Genomic DNA, 21234 nt, shown 5'->3' on the forward strand with positions numbered 1-21234 from the left:
CCGCGGGCTCTCCGGCCAAAGCCCCCTTGATACCCGATCATGCACGTCCTCCTGCGGAAGCAGGAGCGATTGACTCTTCAACGCAAATTTGGTAGGGTTTCACAATGAAACCGGCAGCCCTGACTATGCTCGTTGTCCTGTGCGCCACATCGTTCGTCCCGTTCACCTGTGTGCGCCCCTACCCCTTTGCCGACGGCGAGCATGCCGCATCCATCGCGATGCTCGATGTCTGTCACGCCAACGGTACCGGTATAGTGCCCGCTTCTGACATGCCCTGTATCAGCAATGGGTTTGCTTGTACGGCTGTTCATCTGAACGTCTTTGTTTCTGCCTTTGCTGTGCCGTCCTTATTAAAACCGTTTCTCATACCCAGCTCGAAAGAGCGTCCCCCGCAAGCGTAACTGTCAGCTCCGGCATCACTCCTTTTGTAAACAGCAATCGATGCATCGGGCGTGTCCTGTGCTGCTGGGCGCATCCGTTGCAGGGGTGATGCTGCGAGAGCTGCGCCCGCACAGCCGTTCCGTTTACGTAGCAACCTGAAAAAAAGATAAGGGGGACGTATGCGCATTCTCTTACTAATGAGCGCATTCCTGTTGATGACTTCGACAGGCTTTGCGTACGAAACTGCGCCGCCGGAGCTCGAAGAGGTCGTCGTGACCGCCACAAGGACCGAGCGACCTGCTGACGAGATACCGGCAGGCGTCAGCACCGTGACCGAGGAGCATATCGGCGATACCCGGATGTTCGGCATCAAGGAGGCCCTTACCGGGATATCCGGCGTTCAGTCCGAATCGAAAAACGGCGGGTATGACGCGCGGCTGATCATACGGGGCGCCGGGCTCAAGGCGCGCTACGGCGTGAGGGAGATAATGATACTGCTCGACGGCGTGCCGATCACCGATCCCGACGGCATGACGAGGCTCGATTTCGTCGATACCCAGCTCGTGGAGCGCATCGATGTCGTAAAAGGACCGAACTCGACGCTCTACGGAGCCAACGCCGCCGGCGGCGTTGTCAACATAATCACCAGGAGCCCCCATGAAGAGATCAAGGCGGTCAAGGCGGGTTACGGGAGCGACAATACGCAACTGTACAATGCCGTGTTCGGTACAAGCCTCGGCAAGACCTCGGTCATGGTGAACGGAAGCAGGCGCTCGACCGACTCCTGGAGAGAGTGGAACGAGTTCAGCACCAATCAAGGGAGCATCAAGATCGGGCATAGCTTCGACGATACTGCCTCGATCGAAGCCGCGATCTCCTATACCGAAGCCGACCTCCAGCTCCCGGGCACGCTCACCAGGGCGCAGTTCGACGGCGACCTGTCGCAGCTCACCTCCGAACCCTGGAGGCACATGGGGAGGTACAGCGAAATCCTGTACACCAGCCTGAAGGGTGAAAAGGAGTGGGGTCGTCTTACGCTGAAGCCTCTCGTCTACTTCCAGAAGTGGTATCACTACCATCCGGTGACGGGCCTCATCAACGACGGTGGCGCGAACGTTTACGGAACGGATATCCAGGCAGACCTGAAGCATACCCTGGCAGGGATGGAGGGTACGCTGACGGGAGGCGTTACCGCGCAGGTGGACGATGCGGACGGCGATAAATACACCTACCGCGATGTGGCGACCGGCTTCATGGGGAGGATACTCTTCACCCGGTCCGATGAAAAAGGCGTGCTGGCCGAGGTCAGCAGGGATACGGTCGTCAAGTGGGGCGCCTTCCTCCAGGAGAGCCTCCGGCCGTCGGACCGGTGGATCGTCGATGCCGGGATACGGTACGACCGGGTGCGTTTCGATATCGAGGCAACGAGGTTCCTCGAGTACAGCTTCAGCAGCGGGAGGTATGTCGTCCCGTCCGATCCCGTTGTCGGCAGGGAGACGACTTTCGATCAGGTGAGCCCGCGGGTCGGTGTCGTCTACAAGCTCGGCAAGGGCCTCAATCTCTACGGTACCATAGCGACGGGGTTCCAGACCCCGCAGTCTTCCGAGCTCGCCGAGAACCCCGACCTCGACCCCTCCGAGACCTGCAACTACGAGCTGGGAATGAAGGCCCGCTTCGACGGCGGCCACAGCGTGGACCTCGCTCTCTTTTATATAACCGTCGAGAACGATATCGTGCAGACGATACTGTCCGGCAACGATATCTCTTACAGCAATGCAGGTGAATCGAGAAAGCGGGGGATCGAGCTTTCGGGAAAGGTCCGGGTGGCGGAGGGGCTGCTCCTCGGCGGCGCCTATACCTACAGCGATTTCACGTTCGTGGAGTTCAGCGAGGTCATCAACGGGAAGAGCTTCACCAGGGACGGCAACCGTTTCCCCTACATCCCCCGCCACCAGTACAGCCTGTTCGCCTCGTACAAGCACCCTTCGGGGTTCAAGGCCCGCATCGACACGTACACCTGGGGAGACTATTATGTGGACAACGCAAATTCGGAGACGTACGGCGGGTATGACTTTCTCACCAACCTGCTCGTCGGATACGAAGGGGAACATTTCGACGTCTCCTTCGACATCTATAATCTTTTCGACAAGCGCTATGCGATGGAGGTTACCAAAGACTCGACAACGACCCGGTACCGTCCCGGTGCGCCCCTCACCTGGATGGCCCGGGTCGGATACCGGTTCTAGCGGGGAGGCCACGATGAAGACCATCTTCTTTTTTACGCTGGCAGTTGCAGTCTCCCTCACCGCCGCAACCTACCGGTGGGGAGATTCGGCCCACTCTGTCGGCCTTATCAGGGCGCAGGGAGGCCAGGCAAAGCATCCGTCCTTTCTCGAAAGCGGCAGCGAGCGCTATACCGTGATCGCAACAGCAACGGTGCTGCCGCCGTACCGCGGCGATGCGAGGATAGCGCTCGAAGGGACTCCGCCGATACCGTACGAGGCGCATCTCTCCGCTCCTGCCGTCGATCTCCGTTCCCGCAGTGCGCCCGAGCTGAAGGGCAGCATTCTCCACAATCTCAGGCCGAAAGACAGGATTGCGCTCTGGGTGGTGCTGTATCCGCCCTGTGTCGATCCCGTCTGCGGCATGGTCCGGGAGGAGAGATTCGTTCAGCGCAGTTACAAAGGGCGGGCGTACTACTTCTGCGGGGAGGGATGCCTCGCCGCCTTTGCCGCTCATCCCGACCGCTACCGCGAGAGGGATCGAGGCAGAGGGAAGTATACCCTCGCCCTCTATGATACGGAGACCGGCAGCGCTGTCCTGCGCCTGCCTATTGTTTTTAAAGGAAAGGGGGATGCAGACCATGCAGGAACACACCACCACTAAGCAGGGCGTTCTGGTGAAACACCGTTACGGCATACTCGTCCTGAGCCTTCTCATTTTCCTTCCGCCCTTGTCCCTCCTCTTTCAGGTTACCCAGGACAGCAGCTTCTGCGGGGCCTGGTGTCCCCGGATGTTCTTCTCATGGAGAAAGGGGATGCAGGGGAGCGAGTTCCTGATGGGGTTTTTGCGAAGCTACATGGGGGTCGTACTCGTTGCCGGCGTGCTGGCGAGCACCCTTTTTCTGGGCAGGTACTGGTGCAGCCATCTCTGTCCTGTCGGCGGGAGCATGGAGCTGGGGAGCAGGCTCGTGCCGGGTGCTTTGAGGCTCAACTATGCGGGGATAGCCGCGCCCGCCTTCCGGTACGGATATCTTGCCGTTTATCTGCTGGCGCCCGCCGCAGGCCTGGGGAGCCTCTGCTGCAACTATTGCAATTTCGCGACGGTCCCGCGATTCTTCGGCGCCGCGTTTTCATCGGCGGATATGGCGTACTTCCTGAGGGCCGCGGGCCTGGTCAATCTCGGCCTCTTCATCCTGCTCGGCCTCATGGCAAAAGGGGGACGGGCGTACTGCAATCTCCTCTGCCCGGTCGGGGCGCTCGATTCTCTCGTGAACCGGCTCGGCGCAGGCTGCGGGAAGCGGGTGCGCGTAGACGGGCTCAAGTGCAACGGCTGCGGCGCCTGTGCGACCGTATGCCCCACCTGGGCGATCACGGTCAAGGGAAAGGCAGCGATCGATTATCTCTCCTGCATGCCCTGCAGGCAGTGCGAGAACGTATGTGCAAAGGAGGCGATCCGCTATGGAAAACCGTAAGGAGATGAAGCTCTATTCGGCAATCGGCGCATCGAGCGGGATCGTGGGATTCGCTCTCTCCTCCTGCCCGGGAGGCGGCTGCACCTCCTGCTTCGGTTGTGCGGCGGCGGGCGTCGTTCTTCTGCTCCTTGCGGCGGCCAAGAGACTGAGAGGACTCACCGGGACCGGCCTCCGGAGGGAGGAGGGGAGATGAGCCGCAGCTCGCCGAGCCGGTTCAGGGCTGCCGGGGCGGTCGGGTGGTCGGCTGCGCTCCACACCCTGGTTGTCGTCATGGCTGCGGTGCTCGGCGCCTTCGCCGGTCCGCAGAGGCGTCCATTTCTTGTGGTCGATTTCAGCATTGAAGAAAAGGGAAGTTCGGCGTCAGCATCCTTGCAGCATGATGCCCCTCCTCCTTCCCGTTCCGCGCTGCAGCGCCGGGAAACTGAGGCGGAAGGCCGGCACGACACCGAGGAAATGCTGCCTGCAGCCACCACTCCGCCGCAGCCGGACAGAGGACCGGCAGAGGACCGCGCTGCCGCTCCTCTGTCTTCGCCGGCGGCGCTGCGCGCTGCGGCATCTCCCCTCGCTGCTCCGGAACAGGAGAGCGCTGGAATAAGGGGAATCCACCGCTCCCCGGGAGAGGGGACAACGACAGCCCCGGCGGCTGCGGAATCGAATACCGAGAGCTCCCCGGAGGGCCTGAGAAAGCGCTATCTCAAGGAGCATTTTGCATTCATCCGTGAAAGAGTCGTGCGCAATATCGCCTATCCTCCGCTCGCGAGAAAGCGGGGATGGGAGGGCAGGGTTCTGCTCTCGTTCTGTGTCATGTACGACGGGTCGGTGAGCGCCATAACGATACTGCGGAGCTCCGGGAAAGAGCTGCTGGACGACTGCGCCGTCGAAGCGGTAAGGAAGTCGATGCCTTTCCCGCGCCCCCCGGTAGAGGCGGAGGTGGTCCTTCCCGTGGTGTTTCACTTGAAGTAGCATTCATGGAGCACGAAGTACCGGGCCGGCAGCGGCGAGGAGCAAGTAAAATGGAAGAGGCTGATTTGACAAAAGAGCGTGTCCGGTTCTACATTTGTAGGAAACGGGTAAGGAGAGAGCTGTGACAAACAGGCGGAGCAGCAGGGCGGTGGCCGTGGGATGGGTGCTTTCTCTCTGTGCGCTGTCCCTCGTGCTCCTCGTCTCCTGTTCGAGAAAAGGGGATTACCCGAGTCCCGCATCAGCGGGTCTCGATGCGGTGGTCGATGCGCATTCGCTGCAACCGGGCGTCCCCCGGTTTTTTACCTATCGTCACCGCTCGAAAGAGATCAATTTTTTCGTGATTCATCATGACGGCAAGGTGCTCTCCTTCCTCGATGCCTGCGTCACCTGCTACCGGTCGAGGCTGGGCTATCATTTTTCAGAGGGGACCTTTACCTGCCGCGACTGCAACATGAAGTATTCCACTCCCGAGATCGAGAAGGGGTTCGGCGGATGCTTTCCTATCAGGGTCCCGGGGACGCTCAGGGACGGCAAGTACTACATACCGAGAGCGGTACTCGAAAAGGCGGCAAAATACTTTTAGAGTGTCTGACAGAATGAGCCGTCCTCTTTTTGACCCTCTTCATGAAAACGTGATAGAGTAGGCGATATGGATCCGGTAACGCACGCCCTTTCGGGTGTGGTCATTCACAGGCTCGGGTTTGCGAGGAAGACGGCGCTCTTCGTCCTCGTCTTTTCGGCGATCGCGCCCGATCTCGATTATGTGACGAGGCTCTGGGGGGCCGACGTATTTCTGCGCTACCACCGGGGAATTACGCACGGCATCCTGGCGCTTGCTGTTTTCCCCCTGATCATGGCGCTCCTCTTCGGGCTCAAGAGAAAGGGGTTCTTTTATTTCTATGCCCTCTCGTTTCTGGGCTACGGCTCTCACCTGCTGCTCGATCTTACGAACCAGTACGGTACGCGTATCCTCTCTCCGCTGGATTGGGATAAGTACGCCCTCGACCTCACCTTCATCATCGACCCCTATGTCTCGCTCGGGCTGCTGCTCGCTGTAGTAGGGAGCAGTGTCAGCAGGAAGCGCGCGGGCCTCATCGCCTTCGCTGCCGTGCTGCTCCTGTCGGGGTACATCGCGGGCAAGGCCTATCTGCAGGAAGAGGCGAAGCAGTTTCTGAAGACCAGGGTCGATGCGCATACGTACCGGCTCTGTCCTCTTCCCAACGACTTTCTCAGGTGGTGGTTCGTAACGAGCTCAGGCGACGACGTCTCGACAGGCTTTGTCGACCTCTTTACCCGGCGTGTCTACCTCCAGGAGAAGTACCGGATGGACAACGGCGCTCCCGAGATCGTCGCCTCGAAGCAGAGCGGGATGGTCCGGAGCTTCCTCACCTTCAGCCGCTATCCTTACGCAGAAGTAAAGAATGAGCAGGGCAGGACGGTCGTCTTGTGGAGGGAGCTGTCGTATTCGTTCCTTCCCGGAGAACGGTTCATCGCAAGGGTGGTCATGGATAAGCAGGGCAGGATCATAGGTTCGAGCTTCCATTTTTAGGTCCGAGGGACACGGCAGTGACCATAACCGAAATCTTTGCGAGCATCCAGGGAGAGTCATCGTATGGAGGGAGGCCTTGCGTTTTCATCAGGCTGACCGGCTGCAACCTGCGCTGCATCTACTGCGATACTGCCTATGCGTATGAGGGAGGCCGGGAGCTGTCTGCCGATGAGATCGTGGCGGCGGTAAGGGCCTATGGAATCCCGCTGGTCGAGATTACCGGGGGCGAGCCCCTGCTGCAGGAGGAGACCCTGCCGCTCGTACGGCGGCTGATCGATGAGGGATTCACGGTCCTGATCGAGACGAACGGGAGCGTGAGCATTCGGGAGGTCGACCGGAGGGCGGTGGTGATCATGGATATCAAGACGCCGAAGAGCGGCATGTTCGACAAGATGGAGCTCGACAACCTCGCGCTTCTCAAGCCGTCCGATGAGCTGAAGTTTGTCGTCGCCGACAGGGAGGATTACGAGTGGACCAGGGAGTTTATCCGAAACCGTCGTCTGGCCGGAGTCTGCACCCTTCTTCTCTCGCCGGGCTTCGGCACGCTTGCGCCGAGGGACCTGGCCCAGTGGATCGTCGCCGACCGCCTGCCGGTGCGGCTCAACCTGCAGCTCCACAAGTACGTTTTCGGCCCCGAAGAGCAGGGGGTATAAGATATCAGGAATTGCTTTTCCGGTGTTCGAGATATCTCCTCAGCTCCGATTCGAAGTTGTCGCTGAGCATCCCGTTTCCGAGCGAGCGCTCGATCTCTCCGATGCTCCAGAACCGCACCTCGTCGATCTCGTCCCGGTTGAAGGAAAAGGGGCCGTTATGCGTGCAGGTATGGGTGAATACCAGCTCGCTCTCGTAGGGGTTCGCGTGAATATAGGAATAGAGGAACCGTATATCCTCTGAAAGGACCCCGAGCTCCTCTTCCATCTCCCGCTGCGCTGCGAGCAGGAGGTCTTCCAGCGGGGCCACATGGCCTCCCACCGAGGTGTCCCATTTGCCCGCAGCCACCTCTTTCTTCATCGAGCGCTTCTGGAGGAGCAGCTCGCCGTTATCGTTGAATACGAGCACATGCACTACTTTATGGAGCAGCGCGGGGTTCCCGTGGACCTCGGTGCGGGGGACTGTGCCGAGCGTCCTGCCCTCTTCGTCTACTATCTCGAGCATCTCTTCCTGCATACTCAACGATACCAGAAACCGGAAAGGGCTGTAAATGAAGATCGATTTTCAGCCCTCCGGAGGGTTGTTTTCGATAGCGGCACAGGGTACATTATTGGTATAATGCCTCAGGTACCGAAGCGGCAGGAAGTGATTTCCACCTGAAAACAGGGGGACACATCCCTGGGAGGCTCATATGAAGGACTCTGCCGTCAACAGGAACAGACGCATCAAGCAGCTCGAACAGTCGGCTGTCCACGACCACCTCTGCCTCAGTTGCGAGACCCGCGAGGGGAAGTACCGCTCGCTGATGGAGAATATTCCCGATATCGTCTGGACAGCGGATGAGCAATTTACGATTACGTTCGTAAGCCGGAACGTGGAGCGGATCGCCGGGTATACGCCGGATGAAGTGTGCTCCGGCGGGCGCGACTTCTTCCTCGGGAGGATTCATCCCGAGGACCGCGAGACCGTCGTGAGGAGCTGGAAGGCCCTCTTCGAAAAAGGGGAGCGGTTCGACATAGAGTTCAGGGGCAGAAGGAAGGACGGCGCTTGGATCTGGCTCCGCGACAGGGCGATTACGACGTATGAGCGGGAAGGAGTCCGGTATGCCGACGGCCTGATGTCCGATATATCGGAGTGGAAAAGGACATCGGAAAGACTGCAGGAGCAGGAGAATCTCATGCAGATCATGCTCTCGGTCATTCCCGATATCGTCTTTTTAAAAGACAGGGAGTCGATTTACCGGATGGTGAATCCCGCTTTTTGCAGGCTCCTCAACATACCGGAGGACGGGATCGTCGGGAAGTCCGATTACGACCTCTTTTCCGTTGAAGAGGCGGAGCGGTTCAGAAGCGGAGACCTCGAAGTGATGCGGTCAGGGGGCCCGCTGGTCCAGGATGAGGTGGTGAGCGGCATCGAGGGGAAGCGGTGGGTCCAGGCTATAAAAGTGCCGGTAATCGATGCATCGGGAGCGATACTGGGAGTCCTCGGCTCGGTGAGGGATATCACCAGGCGCAAAAAGCTGGAGGAGGAGCGGGAAAAGCTCATCGCAGACCTCCGGGAAGCCCTCGGCAGGATCAGGACCCTCCGGGGACTCCTGCCGATCTGCTCTTCCTGCAAGAAGATCCGTGATGACCGCGGCTACTGGAACCAGATCGAAGCCTATGTGCATGAACACTCCGAGGCAGAGTTCAGCCACGGCATCTGCCCCGAATGTTCGAAACGCCTCTATCCCGATTACTTCAGGGAGTGAGCCCCGCAGCGGACCGCGGCAGGCTTCTGAAAGAGCTGTCTTTTCAGCCCTGCCGAGAAGGCTAAAAGTCCTGAAAAAACCGAGAGTTTTATGGTAAAATAAAGGACTGTGAATCACGTCTCCGCAACGTTCGCCAAGACCATTGCGACGGTCTTTTTCATAGGGTATCTTCCCTTTGCTCCCGGGACGTTCGGCAGCCTCGCCGGGGCGCTTTTCATATGGCTCGTTCACCCCGGTCCGGCGGTGCAGGCCATCGTGATCGGCGCCGGGCTGGTAATAGGAACCATGGCTGCACAGGCTGCGGAAAACCTCTTCGGGAGAAAGGACAGCGGCTGTATCGTCATCGATGAGTTTGTCGGATATGTGACCGCGATCTTCTCTCTTCCCCTCACTGCCGGGTACATGATCGCCGCCTTCTTCCTGTTCAGGCTCTTCGATATAATGAAGCCGCCCCCGATCAGGAACCTCGAACGGGCGATCAGCGGCGGCCTGGGAGTGATGCTCGATGATATTGCGGCAGGGGTGATGACGAACATTCTGCTCCAGCTCTGGAAGGCGGTGGCCGCGTGAGATGCTTCATCGCCATAGCAGTGCCGGAGCCGGTACGAGCGGCTATCGGGGAGCTTATGGTGCAGGTGAAAGGTATCCCGGCCTCTTCGGCGAGGGTGCGGTGGGTGGCGGAGGAGAATATCCACCTGACGGTGAAGTTCCTCGGTGAGGTGGACGAGGGCAGGGTGGCCGGGATCGGCGAGCGGCTGCGGGAGGTCTGTACAGGACACGCGCCGTTCGGACTCACCATCGAAGGAACGGGCGCCTTTCCCGGCACTAAGAACCCCCGCACGCTCTGGGTCGGTGTTGCCGGATCCGAAGCGTTGGCGAACCTCGCCCGGGATATCGAGCAGGCGATGGAATCGCTGGGGTTCGAAAAGGAGGAGCGGACGTTTTCTCCCCATCTCACTATCGGGAGAGTCAGGCCCGGCAGGGTAACCGAAAGGAGAGGTCTCGACAGCATAGTCAAGGAACTGGCTACATTTAAGGACAAGGTTTTTGGTACTATACAAGTGGAAGAAATTCTGCTTATGAAGAGCCAATTGCGACCGGGGGGAGCGGAATATTCCGTCGTCGCCGGTTTTCAACTGAAAGCGTGCGAGTAGGGGGGCGCCGGCGGGGTCCTCATCGTACTCAGCCCGTGATACCCAGAAGGAGGAGCACCAATGAATAAGGATAGGCTTAAAGCCCTCGAAGTGGCAATCTCCCAGATCGAGAAGAATTTCGGAAAAGGGGCGATCATGCGCCTCGGCACTGCCGAGGTGGCCGACGGAGTACAGGCGATCCCGACCGGATCGCTGTCGCTCGATATCGCTACCGGCATCGGCGGGTTCCCGCGGGGAAGGGTGGTCGAGATCTACGGCCCCGAATCGTCGGGGAAGACGACCCTCGCCCTGAACGCCATAGCACAGGCCCAGAAGGCGGGCGGCGTCGCCGCCTTCGTCGACGCAGAGCATGCGCTCGATGTCGTCTATGCGTCCCGGCTCGGGGTGAACGTGGAAGACCTCCTGGTCTCGCAGCCCGATACCGGCGAGCAGGCGCTCGAGGTCGCTGAAACCCTCGTCCGGAGCGGCGCGGTCGATATCGTCGTCATCGACTCCGTCGCCGCCCTGGTGCCGAAGGCGGAGATCGAGGGCGACATGGGCGATGCGCTGCCCGGCCTTCAGGCCCGCCTTATGAGCCAGGCCATGAGAAAGCTGACGGCAGCCATCGCGAAGTCGCAGACCACGATCATCTTCATCAACCAGATCAGGATGAAGATCGGCGTCATGTTCGGCAATCCCGAAACCACGACCGGCGGCAATGCGCTCAAATTCTACTCGTCCATGAGGCTCGATATCAGGAAGATCGACAACCTCAAGGACGGCACCGAGGTGGTCGGCGGGAGGGTCAGGGTGAAGATCGTGAAGAACAAGGTCGCTCCGCCCTTCAGACAGGCCGAGTTCGATATTCTCTTCAACGAGGGGATCTCGAAGATGGGTGAGGTGATCGACCTCGGTACCGAAAAGGGGATCATCGAGAAGGCGGGCGCATGGTACAGCTACAACGGCACCAGGATAGGGCAGGGCAGGGACAACGTCCGCGAGTATCTGAAGGCGAACCCCCAGGTCGCTGCAGAGATCGAGCAGAAGATCATGGAGGCGTACGGCCTCGGATCGAAGTCTGCCGAGCCTGTCTCTCAGGGTAAGAATAACGGCAAATAGAAGATAACCATAGTGACGGCCGAAGGGCGGGGCGGCCCGGGCTTAAGGGCTTTACCGGCGATGAAGTCCGGGCCGCCCCGCCCGGCAGTTGTCCGAGAGAAAGATCAGTGACCCGAAGGACTGCGGTAAAAGGGTTCGACGATAGTTTCGACAGCGCGGTCAAGCATGCCTGCAAGCTCCTGAGCTACCGCGACAGGAGCGGAAAGGAGATGCGCGAGAAGCTGCTCACGAAGGGCTTTTCGGGCGCTGTCGTTGACCGGGCCGTCGCCTTTCTCGAGGAGAAGGGCTTCATCAATGACGAGAAGCTCGCCGAGGCGCTGCGGCGGGATGCGGTGGAGCGTCGCTGCCTCGGGAGGCAGGGCGTCAGGACCCACCTGGTCAAACGGGGGATTCCTCGGGAGAGGGCCGAGGCCCTTTCCACAGGCGGCGCCGAAGAGGACTATATCGATGCAGCGCGCCGTCTCATCGAGAAGCAGCTGCGCCGGTTGAAACAGTATGATGAGGCGACGGTGAAGAGACGGCTCTGGGGCATGCTCGCCCGGAGAGGATTTTCGATCGATAGCATACGGAAAGCGATGAAATCCCTGAATATGGAGGAGGAATCATGAGAGGTGGACGCATCACCTGTATAGCAGTACTCGGCATTGCCTTGTTCCTGGCCGGTTGCGCGTCTCCGGCACGGTTTACCCATGACGAGATAAAGCACTATCCCATCGAGATCCAGGAGAAGATAATCAAGGGCCAGATCGCGCCCGGCATGACGCCGCAGCAGGTGCGCTATGCCTGGGGTGCGCCGGACTCGGTGCGGACGCTCCAACCCGAGGCGGGAAAGCCGAAGGAGGAGTGGATCTACACCTCCGGCATCGGCCTGCTCAGGACCGTGCTCACCTTTATCGATGGAAAGCTGACCTATATCGTCAGCTCCGAGCCGGGGAGGATGAAATAGGAGCATGAAGAGCGCAGAGGTACGAGAGCTTTTCCTGGAGTTCTTCAGGGCAAAAGGGCACCAGAAGGTCGCCAGTTCGTCGCTCATACCGCGCAACGACCCGACGCTCCTCTTCACCAACGCCGGCATGGTCCAGTTCAAGTCCGTTTTTCTCGGCGAGGAGAAACGGCCCTATACCAGGGCGACAACCTGCCAGAAGTGCATGCGGGCAGGGGGCAAGCACAACGACCTCGAAAACGTCGGACATACCGCCCGGCACCACACCTTCTTCGAGATGCTCGGCAACTTCTCCTTCGGCGATTACTTTAAAAAAGACGCCATTCTCTTTGCCTGGGAGCTCCTTACCGGGGTCTACAAACTGCCGAAGGACAGGCTCTGGGCAACGGTCTACCAGGATGACGACGAGGCCGAGAATCTCTGGAAAGAGCTCACCGGAATTCCCGCGGAAAGGATCGTCAGGCTCGGCGCCAAGGATAATTTCTGGCAGATGGGAGACACCGGGCCCTGCGGACCCTGCTCCGAGATCATTATCGACCAGGGCGAGGAGGTAGGATGCGGAAAGCCCGACTGCAAGGTAGGCTGCGACTGCGATCGCTATCTGGAGATATGGAATCTCGTCTTCATGCAGTTCAACAGGGACGAGTCGGGCACGCTCACCCCGCTGCCGAAGCCGAGCATCGATACCGGCATGGGGCTCGAACGCCTCTGTGCCGTACTGCAGGGCAGGCGCAATAACTTCGATACCGATCTTTTTGCGCCGATCATTGCTGCCGTCGAAAAGGCGTCCGGGAAGACCTATGGACGCATCACCGAAGACGACACCTCGATGCGCGTTATCGCCGACCACATGAGAGCAGCCGCCTTCCTGGTTTCCGACGGCCTCATGCCTTCGAATGAGGGGAGGGGATACGTGCTCCGGCGCATCATCCGGAGGGCCTCGCGCCATGCGAAGCTGCTCGGCCTCGAAGGCGCGGTCCTGTACAGCTTGCTGGATTCCGTGATCGACGCCATGGGGGCGGTCTATCCCGAACTGGCCGAGGAGCGTGAGCGGACCGCAAAGGTCCTGCGGTTCGAGGAGGAGCGCTTTACCAAGACCCTCGAACAGGGCATGAGACTTCTCGACGACGTTATCGACAGGCTGAAGAGGTCCGGCGAGAAGACGATCCCCGGCGAAGAGCTGTTCAAGCTCTACGATACCTACGGGTTCCCTCTCGACCTCGCGCGCGATATCGCCGTCGATAACTATCTGCTGATCGACGAAGACGGCTTCCATCGGGCGATGGAGCTGCAGCGGGAGCGGGCGCGGGCGTCATGGGTCGGCGAGGAGGAAGCCGTTGCCTCCATCTATAAGGAGCTTTTATCCGAGATCGGCGAGACAACGTTTGCAGGCTACGATACGCTCGAAGCCCCGGCAGTGGTCAAGGCGATGCTGAAAGAGGGCAAGGTAATTACCGAAGCCGCCGCAGGAGACGAGGTGGAAGTCTTTCTCGATACAACGCCCTTTTACGGCGAATCGGGAGGACAGGTCGGCGACAAGGGGATGCTCGTTTCCGATGCCGCCGAGGCGGAAGTCATCGGCACCAAGAAGGAGATCGATCTCCACGCCCATGTGGTGAGAGTGAGAAAGGGCGTCCTCATGGTATGGGACAGGGTCAGGGCGGCCGTCGACCGCGGCGAGAGAGCTGCCGCGGCGCGCAACCATACGGCGACCCATCTCCTCCACAGCGCGCTGCGGACGGTGCTCGGCGAACACGTGAAACAGGCGGGCTCTTTCGTCTCTCCCGAGCGGATGCGGTTCGATTATACCCATTTCTATCCGCTCGAGCGGAGAGAGCTCGACGCTATCGAGGCGATGGTGAACGACGCCATCCTCGATAACATCGGGGTGAGCACCGAGGTTACGGATATCAAGGAGGCGGTGAAGTCCGGCGTCATCGCCCTCTTCGGCGAGAAGTACGGGGAGAAGGTGAGGGTCGTCAGGGTTCCGGGGGTCAGCGCCGAGCTCTGCGGCGGAACGCACTGCCGGACCACCGGCGATATCGGGCTCTTCACGATCGTTGCCGAGGGCAGCGTAGCCTCCGGCATCCGGAGGATCGAGGCCTTTACCGGGAAGGCCGCTTTCGAGTACCTCAAGCAGCGGAGCAACGAGCTCCGCGCCATCGCCGAGGTGCTGAAGACCGATAAACCGCTCGACCGGGTCGAGCGGCTGCTCAGCGACCTGCGGGAGCGCGAACGGGAGATTGAGGCGTTCAAGGCAAAGGCCGCCTCCGAGAGCTCGTCGTCTATCATGGAGCAGGTGCGCGAGATCGACGGGATCAAGGTGCTCGCAGGCCGCGTGGACGGGCTCGAGCAGAAGGACTTGAGGGTCCTCGCTGACACCATACGCGACCGGCTGGGTTCGGGGGTTATCGTCGTCGCCTCGGTGATGAACGGACAGGCGTCGCTCCTCTCGATGGTCACCAAGGACCTCACCGGGAAGTTCAGCGCCGGAGACCTGCTCAAGAATATCGCCGCCCTCGTCGGCGGCAGGGGCGGCGGAAAACCCGAGATGGCCCAGGGCGGCGTCGCCAACCTCGACGATCCGGGCAAGCTGGACAAAGCCCTTGAGGCGGTATATGATATAGTGAAACAAAACCGTAATGCGTGATCAGTGATGCGTAATCAGTTCACGTATTTTCCCGTCACGGATCACGCGTTACGCATTACGACTGAATTCGGAGGTGGCTATGACCGTGTTTGATCTGGTGCGGAACGCGATTCTCGCGGGCTTCGGTGTGCAGGAGAAGGTCAAGGACTTCATCGACGAGCTGGTGAAGAAGGGGGAGTTGAGCGAATCCCAGGGCGCCAAGCTGGTGAAGGAGTGGAGCGAAAAGGCGGAGAAAGGGACCTCCGAGTGGAACAAGAACATCTCCGAGCTGATGAGCAAGACCATGGAGAAGATGAATATTCCTACGAGAGACGACTTCGAAAAGCTGAGCAGGAAGGTGCAGAACCTCTCCGCACGGGTGAAGAAGCTCGAAGGGGCCGTTGAAGACGAGGGAAAAGAGGAGTAGCGTTTAGAGCGTTGTGCGTATAATGAAGATGACGCCTGCAGCTCATGACGCTATAAACGCTATAACGCTATAAACGGTTTATTGTGGATATCTTTAAACTCAACCGTACCTACAAGTCGGCGCGGCGGCTTCAGCAGATCATCAATGTCTTTCTCAAGTACGGCTTCGGCCAGATCGTCGAGCAGATAAACCTCGGCAGGTACATCCCTTTCAAGAAACGCATCAGGTCCTTCGGCGCCTGGCCCGCCCTCAAGGGCCCGACCGTTCCCGAGCGGCTCAGGATGGCCTTCGCCGAGCTGGGGCCCTCGTTCATAAAGCTCGCCCAGGTGCTCTCGTCCCGTCCCGATCTCATCACGGTCCAGTACGCGAACGAGCTCAGGAAGCTCCAGGACAAGGTGCCCCCCTTTCCCGCTGTCGAAGCGAAGCAGATCGTCGAGCGCGAGACCAGCCTGCCCCTCTACGACATGTTCAGGACCTTCGACGACCATCCCATTGCAGCGGCCTCCATCGCCCAGGTCCACCGGGCAGCGCTGCTCGACGGCGCGGACGTGATCGTCAAGGTCCAGCGCCCCGGCATCAGGGAGGACATCGAATCCGATATCGATATCCTCTATGTCATCGCCCGCCTCCTCGAGAAGCATGTGCCCGAGAGCAGGTTTTTCAATCCCGTCGGGATCGTTGACGAGTTTGCCCGTACGATCAGGAAAGAGCTCAACTTCGAGGAGGAGGCCCGCAACGGGTACCGCTTCAAGAAGAACTTCGAGGAGAACCAGGATATCTATATCCCCCGGATCTATCTCGAGTTCGTCACCGAGAAGGTGCTCGTCATGGAGCGGATCGACGGCGTCCGGATCGACGATTTGGGGGCGATCACCAGGATGGGGTTCGACCGGAAGCAGCTCGCGAAGGTCGGGGTCGACGCCTTCTTCAAGCAGGTGCTCGAGGACGGCTTCTTCCATGCCGACCCCCATCCGGGCAACATCATGGTAATGCCGAACGGCCAGCTCTCCTTTATCGATTTCGGCATCGTCGGCAGGGTCTCGGAGGAGCTGAAGACGACGATGGCCAATACCTTTCTCGCCCTCATACAAAAAGACTTCGACCGGCTCATCGATCAATACCTCGAGCTCGGCATCATCCCCGAGCATGTCGATATCGACGCCTTCAGGAAGGAGTTCAAGGCCGACCTTGTCGATCTGCTCGAACCGCTCTACGGCCTGACGCTACAGGAGATCAATTTCGCCGAATACCTGCAGGCGATCACCCAGCTCGCCATAAAGCACAGCCTCAGGGTGCCGTCGGACCTCCTCCTGGTCAACAAAGCACTGCTCATTCTCGAGAATATCGGGCGGCAGCTCGATCCCGGGTTCGATTTCGTTCTTGCCGCACAGCCCTACGCCTCGCAGCTCATCAAGGAGCGGGTGAGCCCTTCGCGCTTTTACGAGAAGGCACGGGCGAATATCATGGACTTCACCGACTTCGTAGCCCTCTTCCCGAAGCAGATGAAACAGATCATCAAGAAGATCATCAAGGACGACATCAATGTCCGCATGTACCACGTCAATCTGCCCGAGTTCATCCGCGATATGGACCGCTCGAGCAACCGCATCGCCTTCGCCATGATCGTCAGCGCCATGATCCTCAGCTCCGCCATCATGCACGCAACCGGCGTGGGCCCGACCATTTTCGGAGTCTCCCTCCTCGGCCTCTCGGCCTTCTTCTTCGCCTTCTTCCTCGGCGTCTGGCTGATCATCTCGATCATCAGGTCGGGGAGGCTGTAGGCGTCCCGCCTCAGCTCCCCCTGATCGCGACAAACCCTCCGGGATGATAGACAACGCCCTTCTCTTTGTCAGGAGAGCATTTTTCACCAGGCCTTGACAAACGATCCTAAACAGGATAGAATCGGTCCAGAATTAATGCCGGGACGCATGCCCAGCCCGGCTGAAGCGCACTCATAAATTTTAAGCGCACTTATAAATACAGCAAGGAGGATAGGGTTATGGATGCATTGATGCTCAGCAGGCTGCAGTTCGCCGTCACCGTCATGTTCTATTTCATCTCGAGCATCGACCCGAGCTACAGTCTGACGATCTTCAACTCGTCATCGAGCGTCTACACGCTCAAGATCATGACGGTCGTTGCATTGGTCCTCGTGCCTGTGGTGATCGCGTACCAGGTCTGGATTTACCGGATATTCAGCCATAGGGTGAGTGCGGACGAGATACTCTCCGACAAGGAGGCGTATTAAAAATTATCGTATACTGTTCTAAGGGAGCGGAGCACCCTTACCATTAAAAGAGAAGGATAAGGAGTTCCTTACGAAAGGAGCGAGGCATATGGAAATTACCCGTGAGTCCGACTACGCCATACGGTGTGTCTTGTATCTTTCCGGCAAGCCCGGCGACATCGTGATGGTGGATGAGATTGCCCGGGAGATGGAGATCCCGAAGAGCTTCCTGGCGAAGATCCTCCAGAAGCTGAACAAGTCGGGGCTGGTGAAGTCGTACCGGGGCATCAAGGGAGGGTTCCAACTGGCCCGGAGCCCGCGGGAGGTCACCCTGCTCGATGTGGTCGAGGCGGTTGAAGGGCCGGTCGCCCTCAACAGCTGCGTCATCGATAAATCGGTCTGCGGAAGGAGCAGCACCTGCGGGGTACACCACGTCTGGGCGGATGTCAGGGCGGATTTCAGAGAGATACTGAAGAAGTATACGTTCGAGCGTCTTGCTCCGGCGAGCGCCTCGCTCCGGCAGCAATGAAGTGAGGACCGTGACGGGGTATCAGGGAGTCGGCGTATCGGTGCAGAGGAGTAAGGGAAGAGATTCTTTACACCGATACGCCGGCAGTTCGTTCCTTACTTCTTCTTCGCCGCCTCTTTGATGAGGGCCTGGCCTATGACGTTCCTCTGTATCTGGTTCGTGCCCTCGTATATCTGGAGTATCTTTGCGTCCCGCACCATCTTCTCTACGGGATACTCCTTCATGTAGCCTGCGCCGCCCATGACCTGCAGGGCGTCGAGCGCCACCTTTATGCCCAGATCGGTAGCAAAGGTCTTCGCCATGGCGGACTCTTTCGATACGTCCTTCGCCCCGCTGTCGATGTACCGTGCCACGGAGTAGATCAGCGAGCGGGCGGCCTCGATCTGTATCGCCATATCGGCGAGCATGTGCTGTATCGCCTGGAAGCTTATGATGGGGTGGCCGAACTGGTGGCGTTCACGGGCGAACTTCACCGCCTCGTCGAAGGCGCCCTGTGCCACGCCGAGCCCCTGTGCCCCGACGCCGGTCCTCGATGAGTCGAGGGTCTTCATGGCGACGATAAAGCCCATGCCCTCCTTGCCGATGATGTTCTCCTTCGGTATCCTGCAGTTGTCGAAGATCAGCTCTCTCGTGGAGGAGGCGCGGATGCCCATCTTGTCTTCCTTTTTCCCGAAGGTGAAGCCGGGCGTTCCCTTCTCCACGACGAAGGCCGACGCGCCGCGGGGGCCCTTTGTCTTATCGGTTATGGCGATGATGGTATAGATATCGGCCTCGCCGCCGTTGGTGATCCACTGTTTGGTCCCGTTGAGGATATAGTCATTTCCCTCGAGACGGGCGGTGGTCTGGATGCCGCTCGCGTCGCTGCCTGCATTGGCCTCGGTGAGGCCGAAGGCGACCAGCTTTTTCCCGGCAGCGACATCGGGGAGGTATTTCTTTTTCTGTTCCTCGGAGCCGAAGAGCAGGATCGGGAAGGTGCCGAGGGCATTCGCGGCATAGGTGGTCGATATGCCCACGCACGCGCGGGACAGCTCCTCCACCGCGATGCAGAGCTCCAGGCAGCCCTTGCCGAGGCCGCCGTACTCTTCCGGAATGTAGAGCCCCATCATATCCGACTGGGCCAGGACCTTTATGACTTCCCAGGGATACTCGTTCTTCTCGTCGAGCTCAGCCCTGACAGGGACGATCTTCTCTTCGGCGATCTGCCGGGCGAGATCGCGAATCATCTGCTGCTCTTCGGTCAAAAAATAATCCATTAACTCCTCCTCCAGATTCATAACACTGAGCCACAGAGTACCGCCTGTGTCACCAGCGGCGCGCGGCGATGTATGGCGATGAGCTGCGTTATGCGCTGATATCGATGTCTTCTATCAGAAGACTTGAGGCCCCTATGTTACCATAAAATCTCATATCATCGCCAACTGCAGCGACCCTCTGGAAGAGGTCCAGCACCGTGCCGGAAATCACCGCCTCTTTGACCGGGTACCGGAGCTCTCCGTTCTCGATCCAGACCCCCGAAGCGCCCACGGAGAACTCTCCCGACACGGGGTTGGCGGTATGCATCCCCATCGTCTCGAGGACATAGAGGCCCCTGTCCGCCGCCCTGACCAGGCGGTCGAAGCCGGCGACGCGCTCCGGCGACGACGATTCGAGGACGAGGCAGGTGGGGCCCACATGGGGAAGGGAGAGCGCGCCGCCGCGCACCGCGTTCCCGGTCGAGGCGACGTTGTCTTTCCTGGCGGTGTAGGTGTTGTAGAGATACCCCGTCAGGACTCCGCTGTCGATGAGCCTCTTGCTCGTCGTGGGGACGCCCTCGTCATCGAACGGCCTGCTCCCCAACCTCCCCTCGATCATGCCGCTGTCCGTAACGGTGAGCCGCGTGCTGATGACCTGCGCTCCCTTCTTCCCCGCCAGCATGGATTTCTTCTTCTGGACCGACTCCGAGGAGAGCGCCGCAGCGAAGATGCCGAGAAACTCGGTCGTGACCGAGCTGTCGAGGAGGACGAACCCCCTCACCGCCGTCGTCTTGCGCGCGCCGAGGAGGCGCAGCGCGTTCTGCGCCGCTCTCCTGCCGACGAGCTCGAACTGCACGCCGCTCAGGAACCTGCTCCCCTCGTAGTCCCATCCCATCTGGCTCTCGCCGTCCTCTTCGGCGATCACCATGAGCTGGGCGGAGCATCCCGAGGATGCATAGCGGACATCGACGCCGTGCGAATTGAGGATATAGGTGTCGCTCGTGCCGAAATGCCCCGAGGCCTTTCGCACCTTCCGGATTCTGCTGTCCGTATCGAGAGCGGTCTTTTCGACGAGCATGACCCGCTCGATCGCCTCGCTCTCGGGGAGCGCCGGGACCGCCTCGTCGAATACCCGCAGGTCAGGAGCGGGTCCGGAGCGGACCGGCAGGGCGAGTGCGTCATCGGGCTCGGTATGGCGCGACGCCTCGAGTGCCCGCTCTACGACGAGCTCCGCATCGTCGGGAGCGGTCGAGTAGGAGAAGCCGAGCCGTCTGTCTCTTATCACCCGGAGGCAGAACCCTGCGGTGACCGACGTCTCGAGGGTGTCTATCTTCTGGTCCCGGACGTCGATGCCGAGACTCTTCGAGCGCTTGAGATAGACCTCGGCCTCGTCGGCGCCGCGCCGTAACGCGCTGTCGAGCAGCCGTTCTGCAAAGAGCGTATCCATGGTTTACTCCTCTTCGTAGTACGTTGCAGAGGCGGTATCGGACTCCCAGACGGTGACTGCCGATACCGTGACCGGATGCGGTGCGAGCCGCTTCTTGAGCGAATCGAAGAGCCACTTCGCGATGTTTTCGGAGGAGGGGTTCTTCTCGGTAAAGGGGAAGACGTTATTGAGGCAGGTGTGGTCGAGCGGCATAACGAGCTCGTTGGTTATCTTCTTCAGCTCGTGGAAGTCGATGGCGATATCGATGTCATTGAGGCGCTCGGCGGTCACATAGACCTGAACGCGCCAGGTGTGGCCATGCAGGTTCTCGCACTTCCCCTTATACCCCCTCAGCTGGTGGGCGGAGGAAAAGCTCGACTCTATCATCAACTCATACATTGCGCACCTCCACGGGAGTTATAGCGTTCATCGCGTCCATCGCGTTATAGCGTCCATCGCGTTTGTCGCGTCCATAGCGTTTATCGCGTTTATCGGCGTTCATAGCGTTTATCGCGTTATTGCGTCACGAGTACGTTGTTAATCGTTTTAATGGCAGTCGGGTCAGTTGTCGTGAAGCGGTC

At 59.6% G+C, this 21234-nt stretch carries 24 protein-coding genes; 20 read left to right on the forward strand and 4 right to left on the reverse strand.

The window, feature by feature from the left end; all coding sequences use genetic code 11:
- The first annotated feature begins 104 nt into the window (after nt 1–104).
- From AB1805_00225 to AB1805_00265, 9 genes are all read left to right on the forward strand, one after another.
- The gene (locus tag AB1805_00225; protein ID MEW5743849.1) at nt 105–401 is read left to right on the forward strand and encodes a hypothetical protein; all 297 of its coding nucleotides are present in this window, start codon (nt 105–107) and stop codon (nt 399–401) included.
- Between the two features lie 195 nt (nt 402–596).
- Entirely contained in the window at nt 597–2627 is a 2031-nt protein-coding gene (locus tag AB1805_00230; protein ID MEW5743850.1) for a TonB-dependent receptor, read from the forward strand.
- 13 nt (nt 2628–2640) lie between these two features.
- Complete coding sequence (locus AB1805_00235; GenBank protein MEW5743851.1) at nt 2641–3267, forward strand: YHS domain-containing protein; 627 nt, start codon at nt 2641–2643, stop codon at nt 3265–3267.
- The gene (locus AB1805_00240; GenBank protein MEW5743852.1) at nt 3245–4075 is read left to right on the forward strand and encodes a 4Fe-4S binding protein; all 831 of its coding nucleotides are present in this window, start codon (nt 3245–3247) and stop codon (nt 4073–4075) included. Before AB1805_00235 ends, AB1805_00240 begins: the two co-directional genes overlap by 23 nt.
- Nucleotides 4062–4268, forward strand: coding sequence for a hypothetical protein (locus tag AB1805_00245; GenBank protein ID MEW5743853.1), 207 nt, complete (start codon nt 4062–4064; stop codon nt 4266–4268). Before AB1805_00240 ends, AB1805_00245 begins: the two co-directional genes overlap by 14 nt.
- Nucleotides 4265–5038 (forward strand): energy transducer TonB, encoded by a 774-nt coding sequence (locus AB1805_00250; GenBank protein MEW5743854.1) that lies wholly within the window; start codon nt 4265–4267, stop codon nt 5036–5038. Before AB1805_00245 ends, AB1805_00250 begins: the two co-directional genes overlap by 4 nt.
- 121 nt (nt 5039–5159) lie before the next feature.
- On the forward strand, nt 5160–5621 hold the full coding sequence (locus tag AB1805_00255) for a Fe-S-containing protein (protein ID MEW5743855.1): 462 nt from the start codon (nt 5160–5162) through the stop codon (nt 5619–5621).
- Nucleotides 5622–5687: 66 nt separating this feature from the next.
- A complete protein-coding gene (locus AB1805_00260; GenBank protein ID MEW5743856.1) occupies nt 5688–6587 on the forward strand; it encodes a metal-dependent hydrolase in 900 nt (299 codons plus the stop codon).
- Between the two features lie 17 nt (nt 6588–6604).
- Complete coding sequence (locus AB1805_00265) at nt 6605–7240, forward strand: radical SAM protein (GenBank protein ID MEW5743857.1); 636 nt, start codon at nt 6605–6607, stop codon at nt 7238–7240.
- A 4-nt stretch (nt 7241–7244) separates the two neighbouring features.
- On the opposite strand, the gene AB1805_00270 is transcribed toward AB1805_00265, so the two are convergent.
- Complete coding sequence (locus tag AB1805_00270; protein ID MEW5743858.1) at nt 7245–7742, reverse strand: NUDIX domain-containing protein; 498 nt, start codon at nt 7740–7742, stop codon at nt 7245–7247.
- A gap of 187 nt (nt 7743–7929) precedes the next feature.
- Here AB1805_00270 and AB1805_00275 point away from each other — a divergent pair, with 187 nt between their 5' ends.
- The 11 genes from AB1805_00275 (at nt 7930) to AB1805_00325 (ending at nt 17995) form a co-directional block, all read left to right on the forward strand.
- Nucleotides 7930–8988: a PAS domain S-box protein gene (locus tag AB1805_00275; GenBank protein ID MEW5743859.1), complete on the forward strand. Its 1059-nt coding sequence runs from the start codon at nt 7930–7932 to the stop codon at nt 8986–8988.
- A 108-nt stretch (nt 8989–9096) separates the two neighbouring features.
- Nucleotides 9097–9558, forward strand: a complete 462-nt coding sequence (locus tag AB1805_00280) for a phosphatidylglycerophosphatase A (GenBank protein MEW5743860.1) — start codon at nt 9097–9099, stop codon at nt 9556–9558.
- Nucleotides 9555–10142, forward strand: a complete 588-nt coding sequence (gene thpR, locus AB1805_00285; GenBank protein ID MEW5743861.1) for an RNA 2',3'-cyclic phosphodiesterase — start codon at nt 9555–9557, stop codon at nt 10140–10142. Before AB1805_00280 ends, thpR begins: the two co-directional genes overlap by 4 nt.
- A 60-nt stretch (nt 10143–10202) precedes the next feature.
- Nucleotides 10203–11240, forward strand: a complete 1038-nt coding sequence (recA, locus tag AB1805_00290; protein MEW5743862.1) for a recombinase RecA — start codon at nt 10203–10205, stop codon at nt 11238–11240.
- 107 nt (nt 11241–11347) lie between these two features.
- Nucleotides 11348–11848, forward strand: coding sequence for a regulatory protein RecX (locus tag AB1805_00295; protein MEW5743863.1), 501 nt, complete (start codon nt 11348–11350; stop codon nt 11846–11848).
- Nucleotides 11845–12186 carry a hypothetical protein gene (locus AB1805_00300; protein MEW5743864.1) on the forward strand — a complete coding sequence of 114 codons (342 nt, stop codon included), beginning with the start codon at nt 11845–11847 and terminating at the stop codon, nt 12184–12186. Before AB1805_00295 ends, AB1805_00300 begins: the two co-directional genes overlap by 4 nt.
- Before the next feature lie 4 nt (nt 12187–12190).
- A complete protein-coding gene (alaS, locus tag AB1805_00305) occupies nt 12191–14833 on the forward strand; it encodes an alanine--tRNA ligase (GenBank protein ID MEW5743865.1) in 2643 nt (880 codons plus the stop codon).
- A gap of 79 nt (nt 14834–14912) precedes the next feature.
- A complete protein-coding gene (locus AB1805_00310) occupies nt 14913–15239 on the forward strand; it encodes a phasin family protein (protein MEW5743866.1) in 327 nt (108 codons plus the stop codon).
- 83 nt (nt 15240–15322) lie between these two features.
- Complete coding sequence (locus AB1805_00315; GenBank protein MEW5743867.1) at nt 15323–17020, forward strand: AarF/UbiB family protein; 1698 nt, start codon at nt 15323–15325, stop codon at nt 17018–17020.
- 173 nt (nt 17021–17193) lie between these two features.
- The gene (locus tag AB1805_00320) at nt 17194–17487 is read left to right on the forward strand and encodes a cytochrome d ubiquinol oxidase subunit II (protein MEW5743868.1); all 294 of its coding nucleotides are present in this window, start codon (nt 17194–17196) and stop codon (nt 17485–17487) included.
- 88 nt (nt 17488–17575) lie between these two features.
- Complete coding sequence (locus AB1805_00325; protein ID MEW5743869.1) at nt 17576–17995, forward strand: Rrf2 family transcriptional regulator; 420 nt, start codon at nt 17576–17578, stop codon at nt 17993–17995.
- 95 nt (nt 17996–18090) lie between these two features.
- Here AB1805_00325 and AB1805_00330 read toward each other — a convergent pair whose 3' ends face one another.
- The 3 genes from AB1805_00330 to queD all read right to left on the reverse strand — a co-directional run bounded on the left by AB1805_00330 (nt 18091) and on the right by queD (nt 21052).
- Complete coding sequence (locus tag AB1805_00330; GenBank protein MEW5743870.1) at nt 18091–19248, reverse strand: acyl-CoA dehydrogenase family protein; 1158 nt, start codon at nt 19246–19248, stop codon at nt 18091–18093.
- Nucleotides 19249–19336: 88 nt separating this feature from the next.
- The gene (locus tag AB1805_00335) at nt 19337–20674 is read right to left on the reverse strand and encodes a TldD/PmbA family protein (GenBank protein MEW5743871.1); all 1338 of its coding nucleotides are present in this window, start codon (nt 20672–20674) and stop codon (nt 19337–19339) included.
- A 3-nt stretch (nt 20675–20677) separates the two neighbouring features.
- Complete coding sequence (queD, locus tag AB1805_00340) at nt 20678–21052, reverse strand: 6-carboxytetrahydropterin synthase QueD (GenBank protein ID MEW5743872.1); 375 nt, start codon at nt 21050–21052, stop codon at nt 20678–20680.
- Between the last annotated feature and the right edge of the window lie 182 nt (nt 21053–21234).

The sequence above is a fragment of the Nitrospirota bacterium genome, from assembly GCA_040752355.1.
GTDB lineage: Bacteria > Nitrospirota > Thermodesulfovibrionia > Thermodesulfovibrionales > Dissulfurispiraceae > JBFMCP01.